This is a genomic window from Shewanella sp. BJSY2023SW005 (assembly GCF_047314585.1).
GTDB classification, from domain to species: Bacteria; Pseudomonadota; Gammaproteobacteria; order Enterobacterales; family Shewanellaceae; genus Shewanella; species Shewanella algae.
In genome coordinates, this window is the sequence record NZ_JBKORJ010000027.1 from 74,302 (window position 1) to 92,169 (window position 17,868).

Genomic DNA, 17,868 nt, shown 5'->3' on the forward strand with positions numbered 1-17,868 from the left:
TACCTATGCCACCGGCAAGACGCGAGAGGCCTCTGCCTGCTGTTCAGTTTTCTCTCATCTTCCCATGACAAATACGATAAATGGGTAGCGGAAATTTCCCAAAACCTGAGCCGATCGCTGGTCAGGACAGAGCCGCGCGTTTAAAATGCCCGCAGCCTACGCAAATGCGATTAGCATCAGGAAAGCAGCATGCAGTTAACGGAAGAACTCCAACATCTCAGGCGCGAGCTTGAAGATCTCAAACTCAAAGAGACGAACCTGGAAATCAGGACAGATATCCGCCTCGACGCGATAGAACAAAGAATCGAGGCGCTGTTTGCGGCCGTCAATCAGCTTGCCGAAGAGCAAGCTCAGCCTTTGGTCGCCAAGGTTGCCGAGCCGTCTGCAATGCCTGAACCAAATGAACCTCAGGCCGAGCCCAAAGCCGCCGACTTGTCTTTCGAGTCACAGGCTCAGCGCCAGGACGCCTGGCAGCGCAGGGCCGATATTCAGCCTATCGAGCACACCAAACCAACAACAGCTGAAATAGCCGCAACACCAATTGCAGCCAAAGCGCAAACCGCCGCCCAAAGAGTATTGCCCCAAACACAAGAGGGTCGAGAGCAACAGACTCCCAACTGGGGGCGTAAGTTTGATCAGGCTGTGGCCGCTTTTTTTGCCGCTATGCTGAGCCCCCTGCTGGGACTCTTCGCACAAGCCAAAGATTTTTATCAGCACTATCAAGCCAAAGGTCAGGGCCCGGTATTTATGATGACCCTGGCCGGGATCATCGCCATGACCCTGGGCTTTGGTTATCTGCTGCAGTATTCCATGAACCACTGGCTGTCGGACACAGGAAAGGCCTTGACCGGCTTTGTCTGCGCCAATGGCATTCTGGCCTTGGGGGCCTTTATCCGCAAACGGCAACGAGCGATGGCCGATTTCGGCTCGGGTCTGGTGGGCCTTGGGCTGATTATCAACTATCTGTGTGCCTATTTTGTCGGTCCCTACTTCGAGCTGGTACCGGATGGCGTCAGCTATCTGCTGCTGTTGCTTATCACTGTGGCCGGTTACAGTCTGGCGCTGAAACTGGAAGCCAGAGTCATCAGCATAGTCGCCTTGCTGGGTGGCTCCCTGGCACCACTGATGCTGCTTTCCGGCAGTCAGGCGCCTTTGATGTATCTGCCCTTCCTGCTGCTGATTGGCGGCTGCTCTTTACTCTTGAGTCACAAGATACGCTGGCCTGTGCTGCTGGAAACGACAGCCATACTGCACATAGCCTGTATCGAGAGCCTGAGTTTCTTTGTCGAGCTGCCGCTGCAAGGGCAAGGGATAATGGGAGTTCTGGCGCTCATCTCCCTGCATGGCCTCTTTTATGGTTATGGACTTGGCAGCCTTTGGCTGTTTGGCCGGGAAGGCCTCAGCCACAGACTGCTGGCTCTGCCGGCGGCCTTGCTGGCCTTTTTGGTCTATAGCCTGAGCCAGTTCAGCCCCCATGCCGGCGAGCTGCTGCTGGCCAACGCCGCCGTGCTTATCGGCCTGTCGCTCTGGCTTAAACAAGACAAACAGCTGCAGACGCTATTATGGCTGGCGACCGGTGCCTGTCTCGGGTTTGCCGCGCTCAGCCTGCTCAGTGGTGAGCTGCTGGGGCTGGTATTACTGCTCGAAGCCTTGCTGTTGATGTGGCTAGGTTGCCGTGAGCAGCAAGCCTCGCTGCGAATCGAGGCCATCACCCTGCTGGCTCTGGGACTGGTCATCAACCTGTTGGCCCTTGGCGATATGATCAATGAAGCGCCGGCGCTCTTGTCACTGCCGCTGCTGGCTTGGGGGCTAAGCACGCTTACGCTGTTTGGCTTTAACCAACTGCTGGGCAAACAGCCCGAGCTCAGCCGCTGGGAGCAACAACTGCTGCAGCTGGGACGCGAGCTTGCCAACGTGCTGCTGGTGTCTTTAGCCCTGGTTAGCGCCTGGCTGATAAGTGAAAGCTACTTCCTGGTGATAATTCCCGGATTGAGTCTGACCTTGCTGCTACTCGCACGCAGGCAACAACTCAGGGTCAGCGAGGCCTTGGCCTGGGCCTTGTTGTTACCGCTGGCGGCTCAGGTCATCTTCGCCGCCGTGGATGTGCATAGCCTGAGTTTCCGCGCTCAGCCGCTGTATGCGCAAATCGCCAGGGTAGAGCTGTTCCTCTGTCTGTTACTGGCCTGGTATGCATACCGGCGCTTCCATCCCAAGGGCGAACTTAGGCGTTTGGCCTGGTACGCTCGCCTGGCCTGCCTGGTGCTCTTGCCACTGCTGTGGCTGCCCAAAATCGCCCTTCGCTTTGAAGATTGGCTGGCCCCGGTCTTGTGGTTATCCTGCTTTGTCAGCTTAGTATTGGCCCGCAAGTTCAGGCAGCCGATACTGAAACGCGAAGCGGATGTACTGCTGGTGCTGGCTATAGCCCAAACCGCTTTAGCCTGCCTTACAGGACAATGGCCTGGGCTTATCGCACTGCTGCTGGGCAGTATCTATTCCGGTCTGTTGCTGTGGCGCTATCCATCCTTGCCAAGGCTCTGGCAAGGCCCCTGCCGACTCGGCTGGCAGTTGTCACCCTTCTATGGCGCCCTGCTGCTGGCGGTGGTCAGCCACAGCCTGGAGGTATTGTTCAGCCACACGTTGGCACTTAGCAGTGTGGTGCTAAGCGGCTACTTCTTTATCCTGCTCAGCCGCAAACCGCTCAAGGCCCTGCGCCCGGGTTACCCCTTTGCCTTTGCCAGCTTCTTTATCGCCTTGCTGCTGCCCTGGATTACCTGGCTCGACAGCCTGCAATATTTGCAGCTCGATGTCCTGACCCGGCCCTCTGAACCTTGGCTGATGGCGCTGGCACAAGCTTGCAACCTGGCCTTGCTGGCGCTGTTTATCCGTAAACGGCCATTGGCCATGAGACGCTATCGTCAGCAGTTGCCGACCAATATGGTGTTTATCGCCTGGCATGCCCTGTTGCTGCTGGCCTATCTGCCACTGGCCTACCAGATGCCAACCGGATTCGATGCCACCTTAAGCACAGTGCTCATGGTGTCCCACGGCTGCTGGCTGATGTTCCTCAGCCTGCGTCCCGGCTGCCAAATTATGCTCAAACTGGCCGCAGGTCTGTTTGCCATCAGTTGCCTCAAGGTATTGCTGCTGGATATGGCCGCCGCCGATCTGCTGCAAAAGATCATCGTCTTTATGCTGATTGGTGCCTTGCTGCTCGGGGTGGCTTACTTCTACCAGAAGTCCAGAGCCCGGCTGTCACAATAAACCAACTCAAAGGCGCCTGCGGGCGCCTTTGGGATAGGTCTGACAGCTATAGATTGAAGGTTTTGCTAGAATGGCGGCCTCTTACTCCATCCTTGGTGATTTATGAAACTGACCCACATAGCCCTATTTTCCCTGGCTCTGTTTTCGCTCCCCGCCCTGGCCGGTGGTCATTGCGCCAAAAAAGAAGCCGAAATCGAAAAGCAGATCTCTTATGCCAAAGAGCATAACAACAGCCACAGAGTACGGGGGCTGGAAACGGCGCTGGCCGAAGTCCGTGCCCACTGCACTGAGGCCGGTGAAATCAAAAAACAGCAAGATTCACGCGATGAATTGGCAAACAAGATCCGTGACAAGCAGGATGATATTCGCGAGTTACGTGAAGAGCTGGCCGAAGAGCGCGCCGAACTGAAGGCCGATATCGCCGAGGCCGAGCGCAAGGGCAAAGTCGATAAGGTCGCCAAATATCAGCGAGAACTGGCCGAGGAAGAGGCTAAAACAGCCGCCAAGATCAGCGCCAAAGAGGCTGAAATACGTGCATTGAAGTCCGAGCTGGACGCCAGATAAGTATTAGCCCCGCTTGACGGGGCTTTTTGATGATGTCATCAAGCCTGGGAGGCTTCCAGCGCCTGGGCCACATCGCTGATGATGTCGTCTATATGCTCAATTCCCACAGAGATCCGGAGCAGATCTTCACTCACCCCGGCGCGAGCCAACTCCTCGGCGTTGAGCTGCCTGTGGGTCGTGGTGGCAGGGTGACAGGCCAGTGACTTGGCATCGCCTATATTCACCAGACGCAAGATCATCTGCAGCGCATCGATAAAGCGCCCGCCGGCCTCTTTGCCCCCCTTGATACCAAAGCTGATAATGCCGGACGCCTTACCCGAGGTGATTTTGTCGCAATTGGCCTTATAAGGGCTGTCTGCCAGGGCGCCATAATTGACCCAGTTAACCAGCGGGTGGGACTGCAGGTAACTTGCCAGCGCCTCGGCATTACTGCAGTGGCGCTCCATCCTCAGGCTCAAGGTCTCCAGCCCCTGCAGCAGTAAAAAGGCGCTGTGTGGTGATAGAGCCGCGCCGGTATTACGCAGAGGCACCACCCGGCAACGGCCGATATAAGCCGCCGCGCCGAAGGCTTCGGTATACACCACCCCATGGTAGGAGGGGTCCGGCTGATTGAGCACAGCAAATCTGTGTTTATTGACGACCCAGTCAAACTTGCCCGAATCGATGATCACCCCGCCCACTGTGGTGCCGTGGCCACCGACATACTTGGTGAGCGAGTGGACGACGATATCGGCGCCATGTTCGAAGGGGCGGCACAGCACAGGGGTCGCCACAGTGTTATCCACCACCAAGGGCACACCATGTTTGTGGGCAATTTCTGCCAGACGCGCGATATCGACAATATTGCCGGCGGGGTTGCCTATGGATTCACAAAATACCGCCTTGGTACGTTCATCAATAAGCGACTCCAGGGTATCGAAGTCATCGAACGACGCCATGCGCACCTCAACCCCCTGGCGCGGCAGAGTATGGGCGAACAGGTTATAGGTGCCGCCGTAGAGCTGGCTGCTGCTGACTATGTTGTCGCCCACTTCCGTCAGCGCCTGCAGCGCATAGGTGATGGCCGCCATTCCAGAGGCCAGCGCCAGCGCGCCAATGCCGCCTTCGATGGCCGCCATTCTGGCTTCGAGCACGGCGTTGGTGGGGTTCATGATGCGACTGTAAATATTGCCGGGCACCTTGAGGTCAAACAGATCGGCGCCGTGTTGAGTATCGTCGAAGGTATAGGACGTCGTCTGATAGATGGGCACCGCCGCCGACTTGGTGGTGGCTTCCGATTCATAACCATGGTGCAACGCCAGGGATTCCAGTTTCATCTCGCGCTCCTTGATGACGAGTAATGCAGTTTTAAGTTTGATATCAAGCTAGCAAACAGACATCCAGATGTCTAAATTTTTTTCAAGCAGTTTTCCCTGAGTCGTGCTTAGTGCACAAAATCGACGTAGAAGTAAAAACATCTAGACGTCCAAATTGACAGACGACTGGCTATCCCCTATTCTTTCGCCTAATTTGTCAGGAGATGATGCCGTTAAGACAATGCAATTCAGCGAGTTTGGCTGCTGCGGAGGGAATCCCCGGCCGAACGTGATTCACAGAGAGTAGATTTTGACCCAGAACAACACTTCTCCGGCCGTTAAAGCTCCGGCCTCATTTGTGGCACTACTGCCATTGTTTCTGTTTCTGGCGCTGTTTATCGGTGCCGGGGTCTATTTCCAAAGCCAAGGGGTAGACTTTGCCTTCTATCAGTTGCCGAGCCCGATAGCGATATTACCGGCGATTGTACTGGCCATTTTGCTGTCCAAGCAAAAGCTCAACCAGACCATGAACACCTTTATGGCGGGGATAGGCCACAACAACATCATCGCCATGTGCCTAATCTATCTACTGGCCGGTGCTTTTGCCGCCGTGGCCAGTGCCACTGGTGGGGTTGATGCCACAGTTGCCTTGGGGCTTAAGCTGATCCCGGCCAATCTGCTGCTGCCCGGCTTTTTCATTATCGCCGCCTTTATCGCCACCGCCATGGGCACCTCCATGGGCACGATTGCCGCCGTGGCTCCTATCGCCCTCGGGGTTGCCGATCAGGCAGGGATTGAACTGCCACTGATGGCGGGCTCTGTGATGTCAGGCGCCCTGTTTGGTGACAACCTGTCTATTATCTCGGATACCACTATTGCCGCGACCCGCACCCAGGGCTGCGAAATGAGAGACAAGTTCCGTGAAAACCTGATCTTTGCCATTCCGGCGGCGATTGTGACCCTGTTGCTGTTCGGTTTCCTCTCTTCCGGTCAAGCCGAACTGCCACCACAGGAGGTCGACTTTGTTAAGGTATTACCTTACTTGAGTATTCTGGTGCTGGCCGTCGCCGGGCTGAACGTGTTTGTGGTACTGGCCATCGGCATTTTGCTGGCCGGGATAACAGGGTTTGTCACTCAAGATTACTCGCTGCTGACCTTCGGTAAGGATATCTACAAAGGCTTTGGCAATATGCAGGAGATCTTTATCCTCTCCATGCTGGTTGGTGGCCTGGCGGCCCTGATGCAGCAGCAAGGTGGCCTGAGCTTTGTCAGCCAGCAGATAGAGAAGCTGATAGCCCGTTTCTCCCGCGCCAAGGGTGAAGCCTCCTGTCGCGCCGCCGAGCTGGGGATGGCGGGGATAGTGGCTTTGACCAACTCCTGTGTGGCCAACAATACCGTCTCTATTGTGGTCAGCGGCGATATCGCCAAAGATCTGGCAGCCAAACATGGGGTTGCCCCGAAACGCGCCGCCAGTATTCTGGATATTTTCGCCTGTATCATTCAGGGGCTTATTCCCTACGGTGCCCAGGCATTGCTGATAGCTTCCCACTTCAAGATCTCTCCCCTGGAAGCCGTTGCCAACACCTGGTACTGCATGATCCTGGCCTTGGTTGCCGTGGTGATTGTGATACTGCGTCCCCGCAGTTAAACTAGCGGGCGCAATAACCAAACCGGTCCCTGCGACCGGTTTTTTTGTCGCCGTCATTTGGCGACTATTATTGAATGCAGGTATTCAAACGAGCCATTCCATGCCCCTGTACGAGCAATACCATAAGCAAGATCCGCAGCGCCTGGCATTTATGATGTCTCTGGTGGGCGTCAGCATAGCGGCACTGGGCATGGCCTCCTCCTTCTGGGCCGCCTATGACAACTTGGGCAGCGCCATTTTCAGCATGCGCATGGACAGACTGGGCGACTACTTGAGCTCGCCGCTGGCCTATGTCTACAATATCTCGCTACTGCTCGGCGGCGCCTGCTTCATCTTGGCCATGGGTGGCCTCTGGTGGCAAAAGCACAGCGCGGCAGCCAGCTTGTTGTCAAGATCAGGCATAGCGGTTGGCTTGGGGATAGTGGCGCTGGGGGTCTTCCCCTATAATGAACTCTTTGCCCACCAGCTGGCTGCTATCTTCTTTATTGCCAGTACCTTGGTAATGTTCACCCTTTGCTGCTATTGCTTTGTCTCCCACAGAGCGCTCTGTAACCTGCCGCTGTGCCTGTTCAGCCTTCTGGGGATAATGTCTGCCATCGGCCTGTTATCCCAGTTGCAATGGCCATCGATGAACTATGCCTCTTGTTCGGTGCAAACCCTCTGCCCTTCGGTATGGTTTATGTGGTTGCATTCCATTGCCACTGTGTTTGCCGGCCTCAGCCTGTCGGCCACCGTATATCGACTGTGGCACTGGTCGCAGCCGCTCAACGACTGATGACTGAAAAACCGTATAGGGCTGACGCGACAGCGCCAAAAACAACCCGACAAGCCACAATGCGCCTTGCCCACTATCTGGCGCAATCCGGTCTGTGCTCAAGACGCGAAGCCGCCAGACGCATCGAAGCCGGAGAGATTTTTCTGGGTGACAGGCCAGCCAAACACACAGACAGAGTCACCCTCGCCGCCGGGCAGCGCCATTGTCTTGAGAAGCTGTTTTATCTGGGCGAGCCCGTCGCCGCCCCGGCACCTTACGCTTATCTGCTATTCAATAAACCCGTCGGGATAGATTGCCGCCTGCTCAAGGATGACCCGAGCAGCCTATCGCATTTATTGCCCCAGGATAAACGCCTGTATCCGGCCGGAAGGCTGGATAAAGACTCCCGCGGCCTGTTGCTGCTCAGCAACGACGGCGAACTGACCCAGCAACTGATGCATCCGGATTTTTGCCACAGCAAACACTACCGGGTCACTCTGGAGCGGGCATTTACTGACGCGTTTATCCATGCCTTGAGAAACCCAATGGATTACGGGTATGGCCAGGTGCGGGCATCACAAGTCACGCCAATTTCGGCAAACAGTTTTGAAATCATTCTGACTCAGGGCAAGAAGCGGCAAATTCGCCGTATGTGTCGGCATTTGGGCTACAGAGTCACAGATCTCTGCCGTACCCGGATAATGGAGTTAACACTTGATAGGCTTGCTGAAGGGGAGTTTAGAGAGCTCAGCCGTGCACAAATCGCCGCGCTCAAAGTGTCACTTCAACGCTGAACAAACCACATAATCTTTAGTGCGATTCCTGATTGGTTTATTGCTAAACTAAGCGGCTTGTTGGCCCTGCCCCCAATCCCCCCAGGGAAATAGGCAACCATACTCATCACTCGTTTCAGGAGACATCATGCTAGAACTCTTCGCCGTCGCCAGTATCACTATGTTGGCCGTTATCAGCCCTGGGGCTGATTTTGCTATGGTATCCCGCAATAGTATGGTACTCGGACGCCGGGCCGGTCTGATGACGGGTGCCGGTATATCACTGGGCGTATGGGTACATGTGCTCTACTCCATTGCCGGTATCGGACTGCTGATCTCCCAGTCACTGTGGCTGTTCAGCCTGATCAAGTTTGCCGGGGCGGCTTATCTGATCTATCTCGGCATCACCATGCTCAGAAGCAAGGCGGTTGAAGCATCTGAATTGCAGACCCAGGAAGTGATTTCCGATTGGGCGGCGCTCAAGAGTGGGTTTCTGACCAATGCCCTCAATCCCAAGACGACATTGTTTGTGGTAGCACTCTTTACCCAGGTTATCGATCCCCAGACCAGCACTCTGACCCAAATAGGTTATGGCGCCTTTATGTCAGCCGCCCACCTGCTGTGGTTTTCATTGGTGGCTTTATTGTTTTCCTCGCAAGCTGCCCGTCGCTCCGTGGCCCGTTGTCGCCACTGGGTTGAACGCGCCATAGGCGGCGTTTTGGTCAGCCTGGGCCTGGGATTGGCCTTTTCCTCTGTGGGACGTTCCTGAGCAGTTTCACGGTGAAGGCAGTCAGGGTTGACTGCCTTCACCGTTTTTAGGCTCGCTTGCCCGGGAGGAGATGGTTTTATCTTCCTTCCCGCCGGGTTGCAGCTCAGACAGAAGATCGGCGGCCTGAGTCACGGCCGCCAGATTAGCCTGATGTTCCTCTTCCGCCATAGTCTTGGATTCGGCGCGCTCTTCCTTGCTGCGTCTGGACTCTCCACTGGCCTTGACCTCTGAATCATAGGGCAGGTCCTCAATTCCCGGCAGTGAATCCGGAATATCGCTGGGGCTGACATCCACTATCTGTGAACGGTTCATGGTGATCTTGTATCTGGCATAGCGCGGCGCCTGCTTGCCCTCTTTGAGCACAGCCACCAGGTTTATCTGATAACGCCGCTCCACCGACTCATTGCTGATCCTGCCATCGGTTTCGGTGTAAATTTTGGCCTTGCCGCGCTCCAGGTAGCGAGCAAAGGGTACTAAGCTGAACACCACCTGTTCCTGCAACGTGTTGTAACCGGAGAGAAACTCGGTATCTGCCACCTTGGTCTGGATGCCATAGTGAAGAATTTCGGCATCGACCTTATTCTGGCTGTGGCGCCGCCTGAGGATCTCTTTGACATCTTTGGGAAGATCCTGGCTGCGCATAAATTCAAGCCAAACCAGCTGCTTGGCAATGAACTTTTGGTTGGTGGTGTCTCTCAATATCCGGCTCCAGCGCGGTCGTCCCCGTTGGATATAGCGCCACAGGGCATTGCGTACATCGTCTTTAAAGATCTCCCGCGCACCGTAAATCAGCGCCAGCACCAGCACCAATACCAGGGTCACACCGCTGAATACCCCTTGGGCCTTGATGATCAGTGCCGACACCACCAACATTACCAGGGCCGTAGCCAATCCTGTGGTCAGCTTCTTGAGCCCTGTGCCCAGAGGTTTGATCTCCTCTTTGAGTACCACCCCTTGCTGAATAAGCCTTCTGAGCAGCAACATCTTGTTGGCAATGCGATTGGGATCCTGCAGGGTCTGCGCCGAATTGTAGTGCCGCTCCGCCCGATAGTTATTCTCCACCCGGCAGAGGGTGATCACCTTGTCCGAGATATGGCTGAAGTCGCTGTTTCTGGGGCCATGGGCCAGCAGCTTCAGCAGTTGCTGTTCACAGAACCAGGACAGGTAGTTATCGGCATTCTCGAAATAGTGCTTCCATTTGGCATCGGCCGGTTCGTTGCGGCGAAACTTCTTCAGCAAAATCGCTGTCTGCTCGGTTAACTCCTCCAGCAAGGGATAGAAATTTTCCGGCTCGGATTGCCGCGAAATCTCTTTGGCATCGTTCTCCATCGCCACCACAAACTGGTAGGCAAACAGGTTCAGATAGAGACGAAACTCTTCAACGGTACGCTTCTTCTGACTCACAAACCTGGATTGCACCAAGGGCAGATGCAGGCCATCCGAGTAGTAGGAACGCCGACCGAGAATGGCGCTGAAGTAGTATTCCTCTTCATTCAGGCTCTGCGGCCCTATGCCCATCTCCTTGGGCAGGGAAAAGTAGAGATCCAGCTTGCGCTGCTCCCCGACATCCATCAGATGGCTGAACTTGATGGATAGATTTTCTTCCTGCTTGATACGTAGTTTGGACACAATAATGGAACACTATCAATGAATTGATGAAAGATCCTGACTATAGCCCAAGCAACACGGGAATGGGATAGCGCACCGGCGTTAACTGAGTGGAAATGGTGAAATCGTCAGCAAAAATTCAGCCGTCAATGGATCAGGCGACAGCCACATACTGTGTTGCTCGGTTGGAATAACACAATAGCATAGTCTTTGGCTTCATCGGCATCGAGGATCTCCAGAGCCAAATGGTGCAGGCCTTCGTTGCTGAGGTTGAAACTGGAAATATAGGAGAGGTATTGCATGTGGGCGGGCCTTGCACCCTTGCCGGAGAGTTCCTGTTTGTCCGTGACCAGAATTTGATAACGGCCGGCTTCTTCCGAAGCCAGTTGCCCCTGCATCAAGATACTGCCGGCGGGGGTGCCATCCATGTTGAAGTAGCGATAGTTGACCAGGGCTCGCTTGCCTTTGGTCTGCAGATCCAGCAGCAGGTAGTGCTGCGCATCTTCGCCCTCGTTCAACTGCCGGTCGTAGAGCTCGGAGCTGCAGTTAAGCGCCAAAGCGGGCGCTGTCTGGCTGAAACGATAGATCACCAGCAAACAGCCGAGCAGAAAGATCAGGATCAGCAGATTTATCATCCAAAGCCAACGTCTAGCCACAGAGATCAACCTCCTTGAGCCAAGGTACGCTCACAAATGCCTTCACCTGACGGCCATCGCTGATCTTGAGATTACGCACCACGGATTGTCCCAGATACTCGCCTCTCAAGGTGAGGTTAAGCACCTGCTTATCATGGGACAGCGACACATATAACTTGCGCCAGGGGCTGCTCTTGCACTGGGCCAATGCCGAGGCCAACACCTTACCCTGCTCGGTCAACAACTGGTTGTTGGTGCGGGAGTTGGAATAGAAAAACAGCTCCATTCTCTGACCCGAAAGCAAGGTCAATTCCTGCTTGTTCAGCGGAATGGTGGGCGCCACTCTGGGCAAGCGATACAGATAGAAGAGACTGAGGCCGAGCATGAATATCAGCACCAAGCCTACCAGCAGTTGTTTGGGACCTGCATTCAACCTGGACTCCAGCACTCCTGCAGGTTTACGGGCCACAGATGAGCGCAGCAGATACCCCTGCCCCTTGACCGTTTCAATCAAAGACTCATATTCGGGCCCCAGAAAGGCACGCAACATACAGACAGCACGGGCTACGGACGAATCGCTCAAAGGGGGATGATTGTCATCACCGGCGCGCAACTCGATACGGGAAACCAAACGCCCCTGATTGGCGAGCAGGAGTTTCAGTACCTGTAACTCCGCCCGGGGAAGATGCCAGCTATCCCCCCGGCCCCTGTGTTGTAACTCACCGCTGGCTTCATCAAACCAGCAGTCGCCTATCTGCATTATATTCCTCCTGTTTTATATGGTTATGAGTCTATGCAAGAAATCTAATCACTACTGTGATCCTCTTAACCCTGACACAGGAAAAAGTTTAAAAAGTGATCCAACTCAGGCGAGGCGCCGACCAAGAGGGAAGCAAGTGGCATTTTGTGAACCAGTACCCAGGATTGAAGCCACTGAAGACTGAGGGAAAAAGCCATGAAGACGCCATTAATCAACATGAATGCAACAAATAAAGTGACCCATATCAAATGCTAATCCTCAATGGGTATCAAGATGCAAGCCGTCAATCGTCTTTGCATGTCAAAAATCCGTTTTCGGCCAACTCAGGATTCATGCGCGCTGAATCACAACCTTCATCAGGCATCCCCCTAAGCTGAAGACAACCGACCAGGTCGGGAAAAACAAAGACAACAAAGGGTGATAAATATGAGCATTAACAGACGTCAGGCCCTCGGCCAGATCATTGGAATTAGCGCCGCAGCAGCCGGAGCCGGCCTCACGGCCACTTGTGCCTTTGCTGCCACGGATGAGTCAGGAAACTACCGCCTGGAACTGGGGGAAAAACTCAAATATGCCCCATTGGATCCCATGGCGACCGCCAAACTCGCTTATGAAACCGGCGGTGGCTGTATGCATCAGGTATTTCACGCCACTGTGACCATGCTGGCGCAGTCTGCCAGTGTCGATGCCGACAAGTTTGCCACTATTCCAACGGCGCTGGCCGGTTATGGTTTTGCCGGGGTCACCGGCCAAGGCACGCTTTGCGGTAACCTCAATGCGGTAGGTATGTTGGTCAATATTCTCGATGACATCAATGGCCAAAATGCCGCCGTCATCGGCGCTCTGTTCCGCTACTACGAGAATACCGAACTACCTTTGTCCAGCGATGAGTTCGTTGCCGGTATTGGCTCCACCGCCGAAAAGACCGCCCTGGTGGTCAAGTCCTCGGTTGCCAACAGCGTGCTGTGCCACTCCTCCATCAGTAACTGGTCCAAGGCCTCAGGCAAGACCTTCTCCGAAAAAGGCGAACGTTGCTATCGTTTGTCGGCCTCCATTGCCTATCATCTGGTGGAGCTCCTGAACCGAGCCCACAAGGGCGAAGACTTGGCCGCCCTGCCGGAGAGCAAACCCAGCACCGAAGCTCAGAGTTGCCAGAGCTGTCATGGCTCCAGCAGCACCATGGGACCGGCCGCCAGCGTCAAGACAGATATGGAATGTACCACCTGTCATACCGGGCACTTTAACTGAGGATTATCCGATGAAAATCAGCTATCTGAGCCTGCTGCTCGGCTCGGCCCTGCTCTTGGGAGGCTGTGGCAGCGATGATGACAACAGTAATGGCGGTGGCGAGATCACCCCTCCGCCGCCGGTCGAGAAACCCAGCCAGGATATTGCCGAAGCAAGCAGTATTGAGTTGACCCTCAATAGCTTCGATCCCGACTCAGGCCAGGTCACCTTTGCCCTGCAAAACGCCGAAGGCAAGGCGCTCACCAATGCCGCCAAGTACCGGATCACCTACTTTGGATACCCGGCAGAAGAGCAGGCTTCCACCAAGCCCAAGGCCTGGAAACGCTGGCATGTGACCTATGGTTACAGCTGCGATCCGGCGACCGAGTGCGCTGAACCGCTGCAGGCTATGGACAGTGCCGGCAGCTACAGCTTCAGTCCATCTGGACTGGATTGGGATGCCAATGCCGCCAGCGGTGCCGTCAGCCGTTATAAGGTGGCCATAGAGGTGTTTGGTACAGAGATCAGCAATGAGCTGACACTCTACTCTCCCACCACAGGGGAAGGTGCGAACTAACCCCCGAAAACTGCCCCATCAAATAAGCCGCTGATCAGGGAGAGCAGCGGCTCTTGGGCCTTATCCTCCTCAAACTCACTCATACGACAGGCCCAGAGGTGATCTCCAGGCGTCACCTGGATAAGTGCATAGTCGGCCAGAATATCCATCTCAAGTACATGCAGTCTGAGATCCAGTTTGCCTGACTGAGCCAACACCTTATTGATACTGTCCCGCATCGCCAGCAGATATGGGGGTAACTCTGCTTCATCCACTTGCAGCTTTTCCTGTCGCTGCTCCAGGCTTATCAAATAGCTCAGGGAGCCAGGCTCAATCCCTTTGATGATCCCTGTCAGTTCGATGCTGGCCCAAGGCTCAGAGTCGTGACGATAGCTCACCCGCAGTCTGGCATGACCATTTTCTGTGGCTATCCTGAGCCTGAGCTTTTCAGTGTTGGCCTGATCCACTGCCATACCGGGACGGATCAAACTCGCTTCACAGTTGAAATTAGGGCTAAGACGTTTGGAAATCAGGGTATCGGCCCAGAGAATGCCGGCAGCAAACATCAGCAGTAACAACAGCAGCAGTATCCAGATCCGGTTTTGGCGTAACCGCCGCCGCAGAGTCGATTCAGTCACAGCGCAGTGCCTCCCTCAGCCAGGTATATTCGGGGGCACAGGCGTTCATCTGGGCCATGGTCAACTTATAAGCCTTGAGGTACTCGCCTTGGTCGCCTTCTCCCTTGACCACCATACTCAACACCTTATTGTCATCGCTGAGGGAGATGGAAATGGTGCGCCAACTATCGGGGCAGCGTGCCAGCCAGTCTTCAATGCCTTGAGTCAAATCTTTCAATGCGGCCAATGCCTTGGGTTCGCCGTAGAGACGCAAAAAGGTAGTACTGCCCGAAGGGTGTACGAGTTTAATCACCTCATCCGGCGTTTCCAGATAGCGCAGTGGCCCAACCCTGGATGACAAAAACCCCAATGCCAGTGCACTCAGCAGTAACATCCAACAATAGTGACGCCAGGACGTTTGTCCCTTGGGGGACAAAGAGATGGGCCTGCGGCCTCGGGTCTTGCTGTGCAGCAAAAAACCTTGCCTGTCTACGGATTCCAAGAGGTCGCTGTGCTCGGGTCCCAGATATTGGCGGATCCTGGCCACCGCCTGCTCCAATAAATGCCCTTGATTGGCGGGAATAGCAGCCTCCTGCAGCAGTTGCATTCTGGATACCACCTGCCCCCTGTGAGCCAACAAAATATTCAGCACACACTGCTCTGTTTCAGACAGTGTCCAGCTCATCCCGGAACCAGTATGTTTGAGCGTGCCGGTATCGGCATCAAACCAATAGCAACCTATCTGCATGGCGTGGCTCAGCAGTAAATGAATGGCGGCAGTATAAGGGAAAAAAACACCCATCCAGAGTGATCTGTATGAGTGTTTTTAGGCTTTTGACAAGAAGCGTGAACCGTCTCTCAGACTTTTCCCATAATTAAAATTTTGTTAATTAACAATATGATACATTGTTATCTAGAATGTAGAACTGTTAATCCAGAGGTGCACCAGAATGCTGGCTACGTAACCCAGGGCGATCACGGGTGTCCACCTGAGGTGAGCCCCAAAGGTGTATACCCCTCTCGCCTGCCCCATCAGCGCCACCCCGGCGGCACTGCCGATGGACAACAAACTCCCCCCAACCCCGGCGGTCAGGGTTACCAACAGCCATTGTCCCAACGCCATATCCGGGTTCATTGTCAGTACGGCAAACATCACGGGAATGTTGTCTATGATAGAGGACAGCACCCCAATGGCGACGTTGGCATAGGTGGGATCCCACTGGGTGTACATGGCATGGGATACCATGCTCAAATAGCCCATAAAGCCCAAACCGCCGACACACAGCACCACACCATAGAAGAACAGCAAAGTGTCCCATTCGGCTCTGGCAATACGGCTGAATACATCGAAAGGCACCACGTTACCCAGTTGCTCCAGACGCTTTTCATCCTGCATCAGGCGCGCCTTCTCCTGCGCTCTTGCCAGCGCTTTGGGGAAATTCTTCCTCAGGTAGAAGCCAAAACACTGCAGCAGTCCAAGGCCTGTCATCATGCCAAGCACAGGCGGCAGACCCAGCAGTGAATGGGTACACACAGCCATGGCTATGGTGAACAGGAACAGCAGCACTATCCGCTTGGCGCCTGTCTTGGTGTAAACCTTTTCAACCAGGGCATCAGATTTTTCCCTGGAAATAAACAGGCTCATGATCACCGCCGGCACCAGGAAATTCACCAGTGATGGCAGGAACAGCTTGAAGAACTCGGAAAAGTGCACCATACCCTTTTGCCACACCATCAGAGTGGTGATGTCCCCAAAGGGGCTGAAGGCGCCACCGGCGTTGGCCGCCACCACTATGTTGATGCACGACAGGGTGATAAAACGGCGATTATCGGCGCCCATTTTCATCACCACGGCGCACATCAGCAGCGCAGTGGTCAGGTTGTCGGCGATGGGTGAAATAAAGAAGGCCAGTAAACCGGTAAGCCAAAATATCTGGTACAAACTGAAGCCCTTGCTGACCATCCAACAACGCAAGGCGTCAAACAACTTACGTTCTTCCATGGCGTTGATATAGGTCATGGCCACCAGCAAAAACAGCAACAACTCGGCATATTCGAGCAGGTTATGTTTGAAGGCGGCTTCGGCCACTTCCGACATACCATTCTGGGTATAGACATAACCTATCATGCCCCAGATGAGACCGGCAGCGACCAACACAGGCTTGGACTTTCTCAGGTGCAGCTTCTCCTCCCCCATCACCAGTAAATAGGCGATGGCAAACAGAGTCAGAGCCAGATACCCCACGGTTGAGTCTGTCAGACTCAGGTTATTTGTGGCTTCCGTGCTAGCCAGGACCACAGGCGAAAACAGTCCTGACAAAATTCCCCCTAAGGCTGCGCAGCCCCCATGCAAACGCATTAACTTCATCTCTTTCTTCTCTTGGTAGGAAATTAACTAAAACCTAGCACAGAGAATGGAAAGCGAATCTTGATAAAACGCAAATTTCTGCAATTTAAGTGAGCGAGACCCGGCTCTAAGTGACAGACCGCAGGAGAAGAATTGAAAAAGACTGGTAAAAAAACACCATAGATCACAAAAGCGCCCGCAGGCGCTTTTATCTGGTTCACACTTTTTATGTCACGGCTTTTTTAGAAAGAATACAGCAGTGTCATATTGGTTTCAGTGTCAGTGCTCTTTTTGTCATCCAGCGGATCGCTGTTATAACGCACAATCACGGCAAACTTCATTGCCAGGGCGCCGATGATGTTGGCGGTCAGCGAAGTCTCGGAGCGGGCGTCGAGCTTGTCGCCATAATCGGCAATAAACATCTGGCGGAACTTGGAGGTCTTGCTGATCTCCAGCTCATAGTTGATCACTCCGTGAGCGACCCAGCTGGCGTCAGAGTTATAGCCCAGAATGGCGCTTTGCTCACTGTCCAGACGCTGATACTGGTAACCAGGACCTATCTCAGCATCCAGGAAGCTTTTGCTGCCCTGGAATACACGGTAGCCGTAACCGGCTGCACTGTTGAACTTGTAATCGTAACCTGTGAAGGGATCGGCTTCGTAGCTGGTGTTGGCAAACAGATAGCTGCGCTCATCCAGACGGTAGTTGCCCTGAACACCACCAAAATAACGCTTGGCAGTAACTTCTTCAGAATCTTCCTTGTACAGACCTTCGAGCAGGTACTGGTTTTCCCAGTTGCCCAGTTCGTGTTTCATCGCTAGGCGAGCCTTCACCGAAGAGGTTTCAGTGTTACCTGTGGTCAGGGTTGCCCCCAACTCCGCCTCACCGGCAAATGTTTTATCACCTTCGACAAAGTCAGCCCCAGCGTGAGCAAATGGTGCGACCAGCAGAATGGCTGCAGCGCTAAGCAGTTTTTTCATTCTTGTGCATCTCCGTTCAAAGCAATCCCCTAAAAAAACGGGCGTCATCTTAACATCTATGGCGAAAAATACGA

16 protein-coding genes are annotated in these 17,868 nt (G+C 54.3%); 8 read left to right on the forward strand and 8 right to left on the reverse strand.

Going from position 1 to position 17,868, the window contains the following annotated elements:
- Positions 1-189: 189 nt before the first annotated feature.
- Entirely contained in the window at positions 190-3,261 is a 3,072-nt protein-coding gene (locus ACMHXI_RS08665) for a DUF2339 domain-containing protein (protein ID WP_413734681.1), read from the forward strand.
- A gap of 102 nt (positions 3,262-3,363) precedes the next feature.
- The gene (locus ACMHXI_RS08670; RefSeq protein WP_025010040.1) at positions 3,364-3,825 is read left to right on the forward strand and encodes a DUF1090 domain-containing protein; all 462 of its coding nucleotides are present in this window, start codon (positions 3,364-3,366) and stop codon (positions 3,823-3,825) included.
- Positions 3,826-3,863: 38 nt separating this feature from the next.
- Here the strand turns inward: ACMHXI_RS08670 and ACMHXI_RS08675 are convergent, their stop codons facing one another.
- Positions 3,864-5,141, reverse strand: a complete 1,278-nt coding sequence (locus ACMHXI_RS08675; protein ID WP_062793420.1) for an O-acetylhomoserine aminocarboxypropyltransferase/cysteine synthase family protein — start codon at positions 5,139-5,141, stop codon at positions 3,864-3,866.
- 289 nt (positions 5,142-5,430) lie between these two features.
- Here ACMHXI_RS08675 and ACMHXI_RS08680 point away from each other — a divergent pair, with 289 nt between their 5' ends.
- The 4 genes from ACMHXI_RS08680 to ACMHXI_RS08695 all read left to right on the forward strand — a co-directional run bounded on the left by ACMHXI_RS08680 (position 5,431) and on the right by ACMHXI_RS08695 (position 9,064).
- Positions 5,431-6,768 (forward strand): Na+/H+ antiporter NhaC family protein, encoded by a 1,338-nt coding sequence (locus tag ACMHXI_RS08680; RefSeq protein ID WP_028780176.1) that lies wholly within the window; start codon positions 5,431-5,433, stop codon positions 6,766-6,768.
- 100 nt (positions 6,769-6,868) lie between these two features.
- Positions 6,869-7,543 carry a hypothetical protein gene (locus tag ACMHXI_RS08685; protein ID WP_025010033.1) on the forward strand — a complete coding sequence of 225 codons (675 nt, stop codon included), beginning with the start codon at positions 6,869-6,871 and terminating at the stop codon, positions 7,541-7,543.
- Between the two features lie 59 nt (positions 7,544-7,602).
- Positions 7,603-8,316: an RNA pseudouridine synthase gene (locus ACMHXI_RS08690; protein WP_144220839.1), complete on the forward strand. Its 714-nt coding sequence runs from the start codon at positions 7,603-7,605 to the stop codon at positions 8,314-8,316.
- Between the two features lie 127 nt (positions 8,317-8,443).
- On the forward strand, positions 8,444-9,064 hold the full coding sequence (locus ACMHXI_RS08695; protein ID WP_028780178.1) for a LysE family translocator: 621 nt from the start codon (positions 8,444-8,446) through the stop codon (positions 9,062-9,064).
- 21 nt (positions 9,065-9,085) lie between these two features.
- On the opposite strand, the gene ACMHXI_RS08700 is transcribed toward ACMHXI_RS08695, so the two are convergent.
- From ACMHXI_RS08700 to ACMHXI_RS08710, 3 genes are all read right to left on the reverse strand, one after another.
- Complete coding sequence (locus ACMHXI_RS08700) at positions 9,086-10,693, reverse strand: hypothetical protein (protein WP_234503566.1); 1,608 nt, start codon at positions 10,691-10,693, stop codon at positions 9,086-9,088.
- Positions 10,694-10,818: 125 nt separating this feature from the next.
- Positions 10,819-11,328 (reverse strand): hypothetical protein, encoded by a 510-nt coding sequence (locus tag ACMHXI_RS08705; protein WP_025010031.1) that lies wholly within the window; start codon positions 11,326-11,328, stop codon positions 10,819-10,821.
- A complete protein-coding gene (locus ACMHXI_RS08710; protein ID WP_028780179.1) occupies positions 11,321-12,067 on the reverse strand; it encodes a winged helix-turn-helix domain-containing protein in 747 nt (248 codons plus the stop codon). Before ACMHXI_RS08710 ends, ACMHXI_RS08705 begins: the two co-directional genes overlap by 8 nt.
- A gap of 426 nt (positions 12,068-12,493) precedes the next feature.
- Here ACMHXI_RS08710 and ACMHXI_RS08715 point away from each other — a divergent pair, with 426 nt between their 5' ends.
- Positions 12,494-13,315 (forward strand): hypothetical protein, encoded by an 822-nt coding sequence (locus tag ACMHXI_RS08715; RefSeq protein WP_025886951.1) that lies wholly within the window; start codon positions 12,494-12,496, stop codon positions 13,313-13,315.
- Between the two features lie 10 nt (positions 13,316-13,325).
- Positions 13,326-13,871, forward strand: a complete 546-nt coding sequence (locus ACMHXI_RS08720; RefSeq protein ID WP_208184445.1) for a hypothetical protein — start codon at positions 13,326-13,328, stop codon at positions 13,869-13,871.
- Here ACMHXI_RS08720 and ACMHXI_RS08725 read toward each other — a convergent pair.
- The 4 genes from ACMHXI_RS08725 to ACMHXI_RS08740 all read right to left on the reverse strand — a co-directional run bounded on the left by ACMHXI_RS08725 (position 13,868) and on the right by ACMHXI_RS08740 (position 17,794).
- On the reverse strand, positions 13,868-14,488 hold the full coding sequence (locus ACMHXI_RS08725) for a hypothetical protein (RefSeq protein WP_144132749.1): 621 nt from the start codon (positions 14,486-14,488) through the stop codon (positions 13,868-13,870). The two genes, ACMHXI_RS08720 and ACMHXI_RS08725, sit on opposite strands and share 4 nt — an antisense overlap.
- Entirely contained in the window at positions 14,481-15,269 is a 789-nt protein-coding gene (locus tag ACMHXI_RS08730) for a winged helix-turn-helix domain-containing protein (RefSeq protein ID WP_208142541.1), read from the reverse strand. The genes ACMHXI_RS08725 and ACMHXI_RS08730 overlap by 8 nt, the downstream gene beginning before the upstream one ends.
- Positions 15,270-15,380: 111 nt before the next feature.
- A complete protein-coding gene (nhaD, locus tag ACMHXI_RS08735; RefSeq protein ID WP_025010025.1) occupies positions 15,381-16,835 on the reverse strand; it encodes a sodium:proton antiporter NhaD in 1,455 nt (484 codons plus the stop codon).
- Between the two features lie 221 nt (positions 16,836-17,056).
- Positions 17,057-17,794 carry a YdiY family protein gene (locus ACMHXI_RS08740; protein ID WP_044733810.1) on the reverse strand — a complete coding sequence of 246 codons (738 nt, stop codon included), beginning with the start codon at positions 17,792-17,794 and terminating at the stop codon, positions 17,057-17,059.
- Positions 17,795-17,868 lie beyond the last annotated feature (74 nt).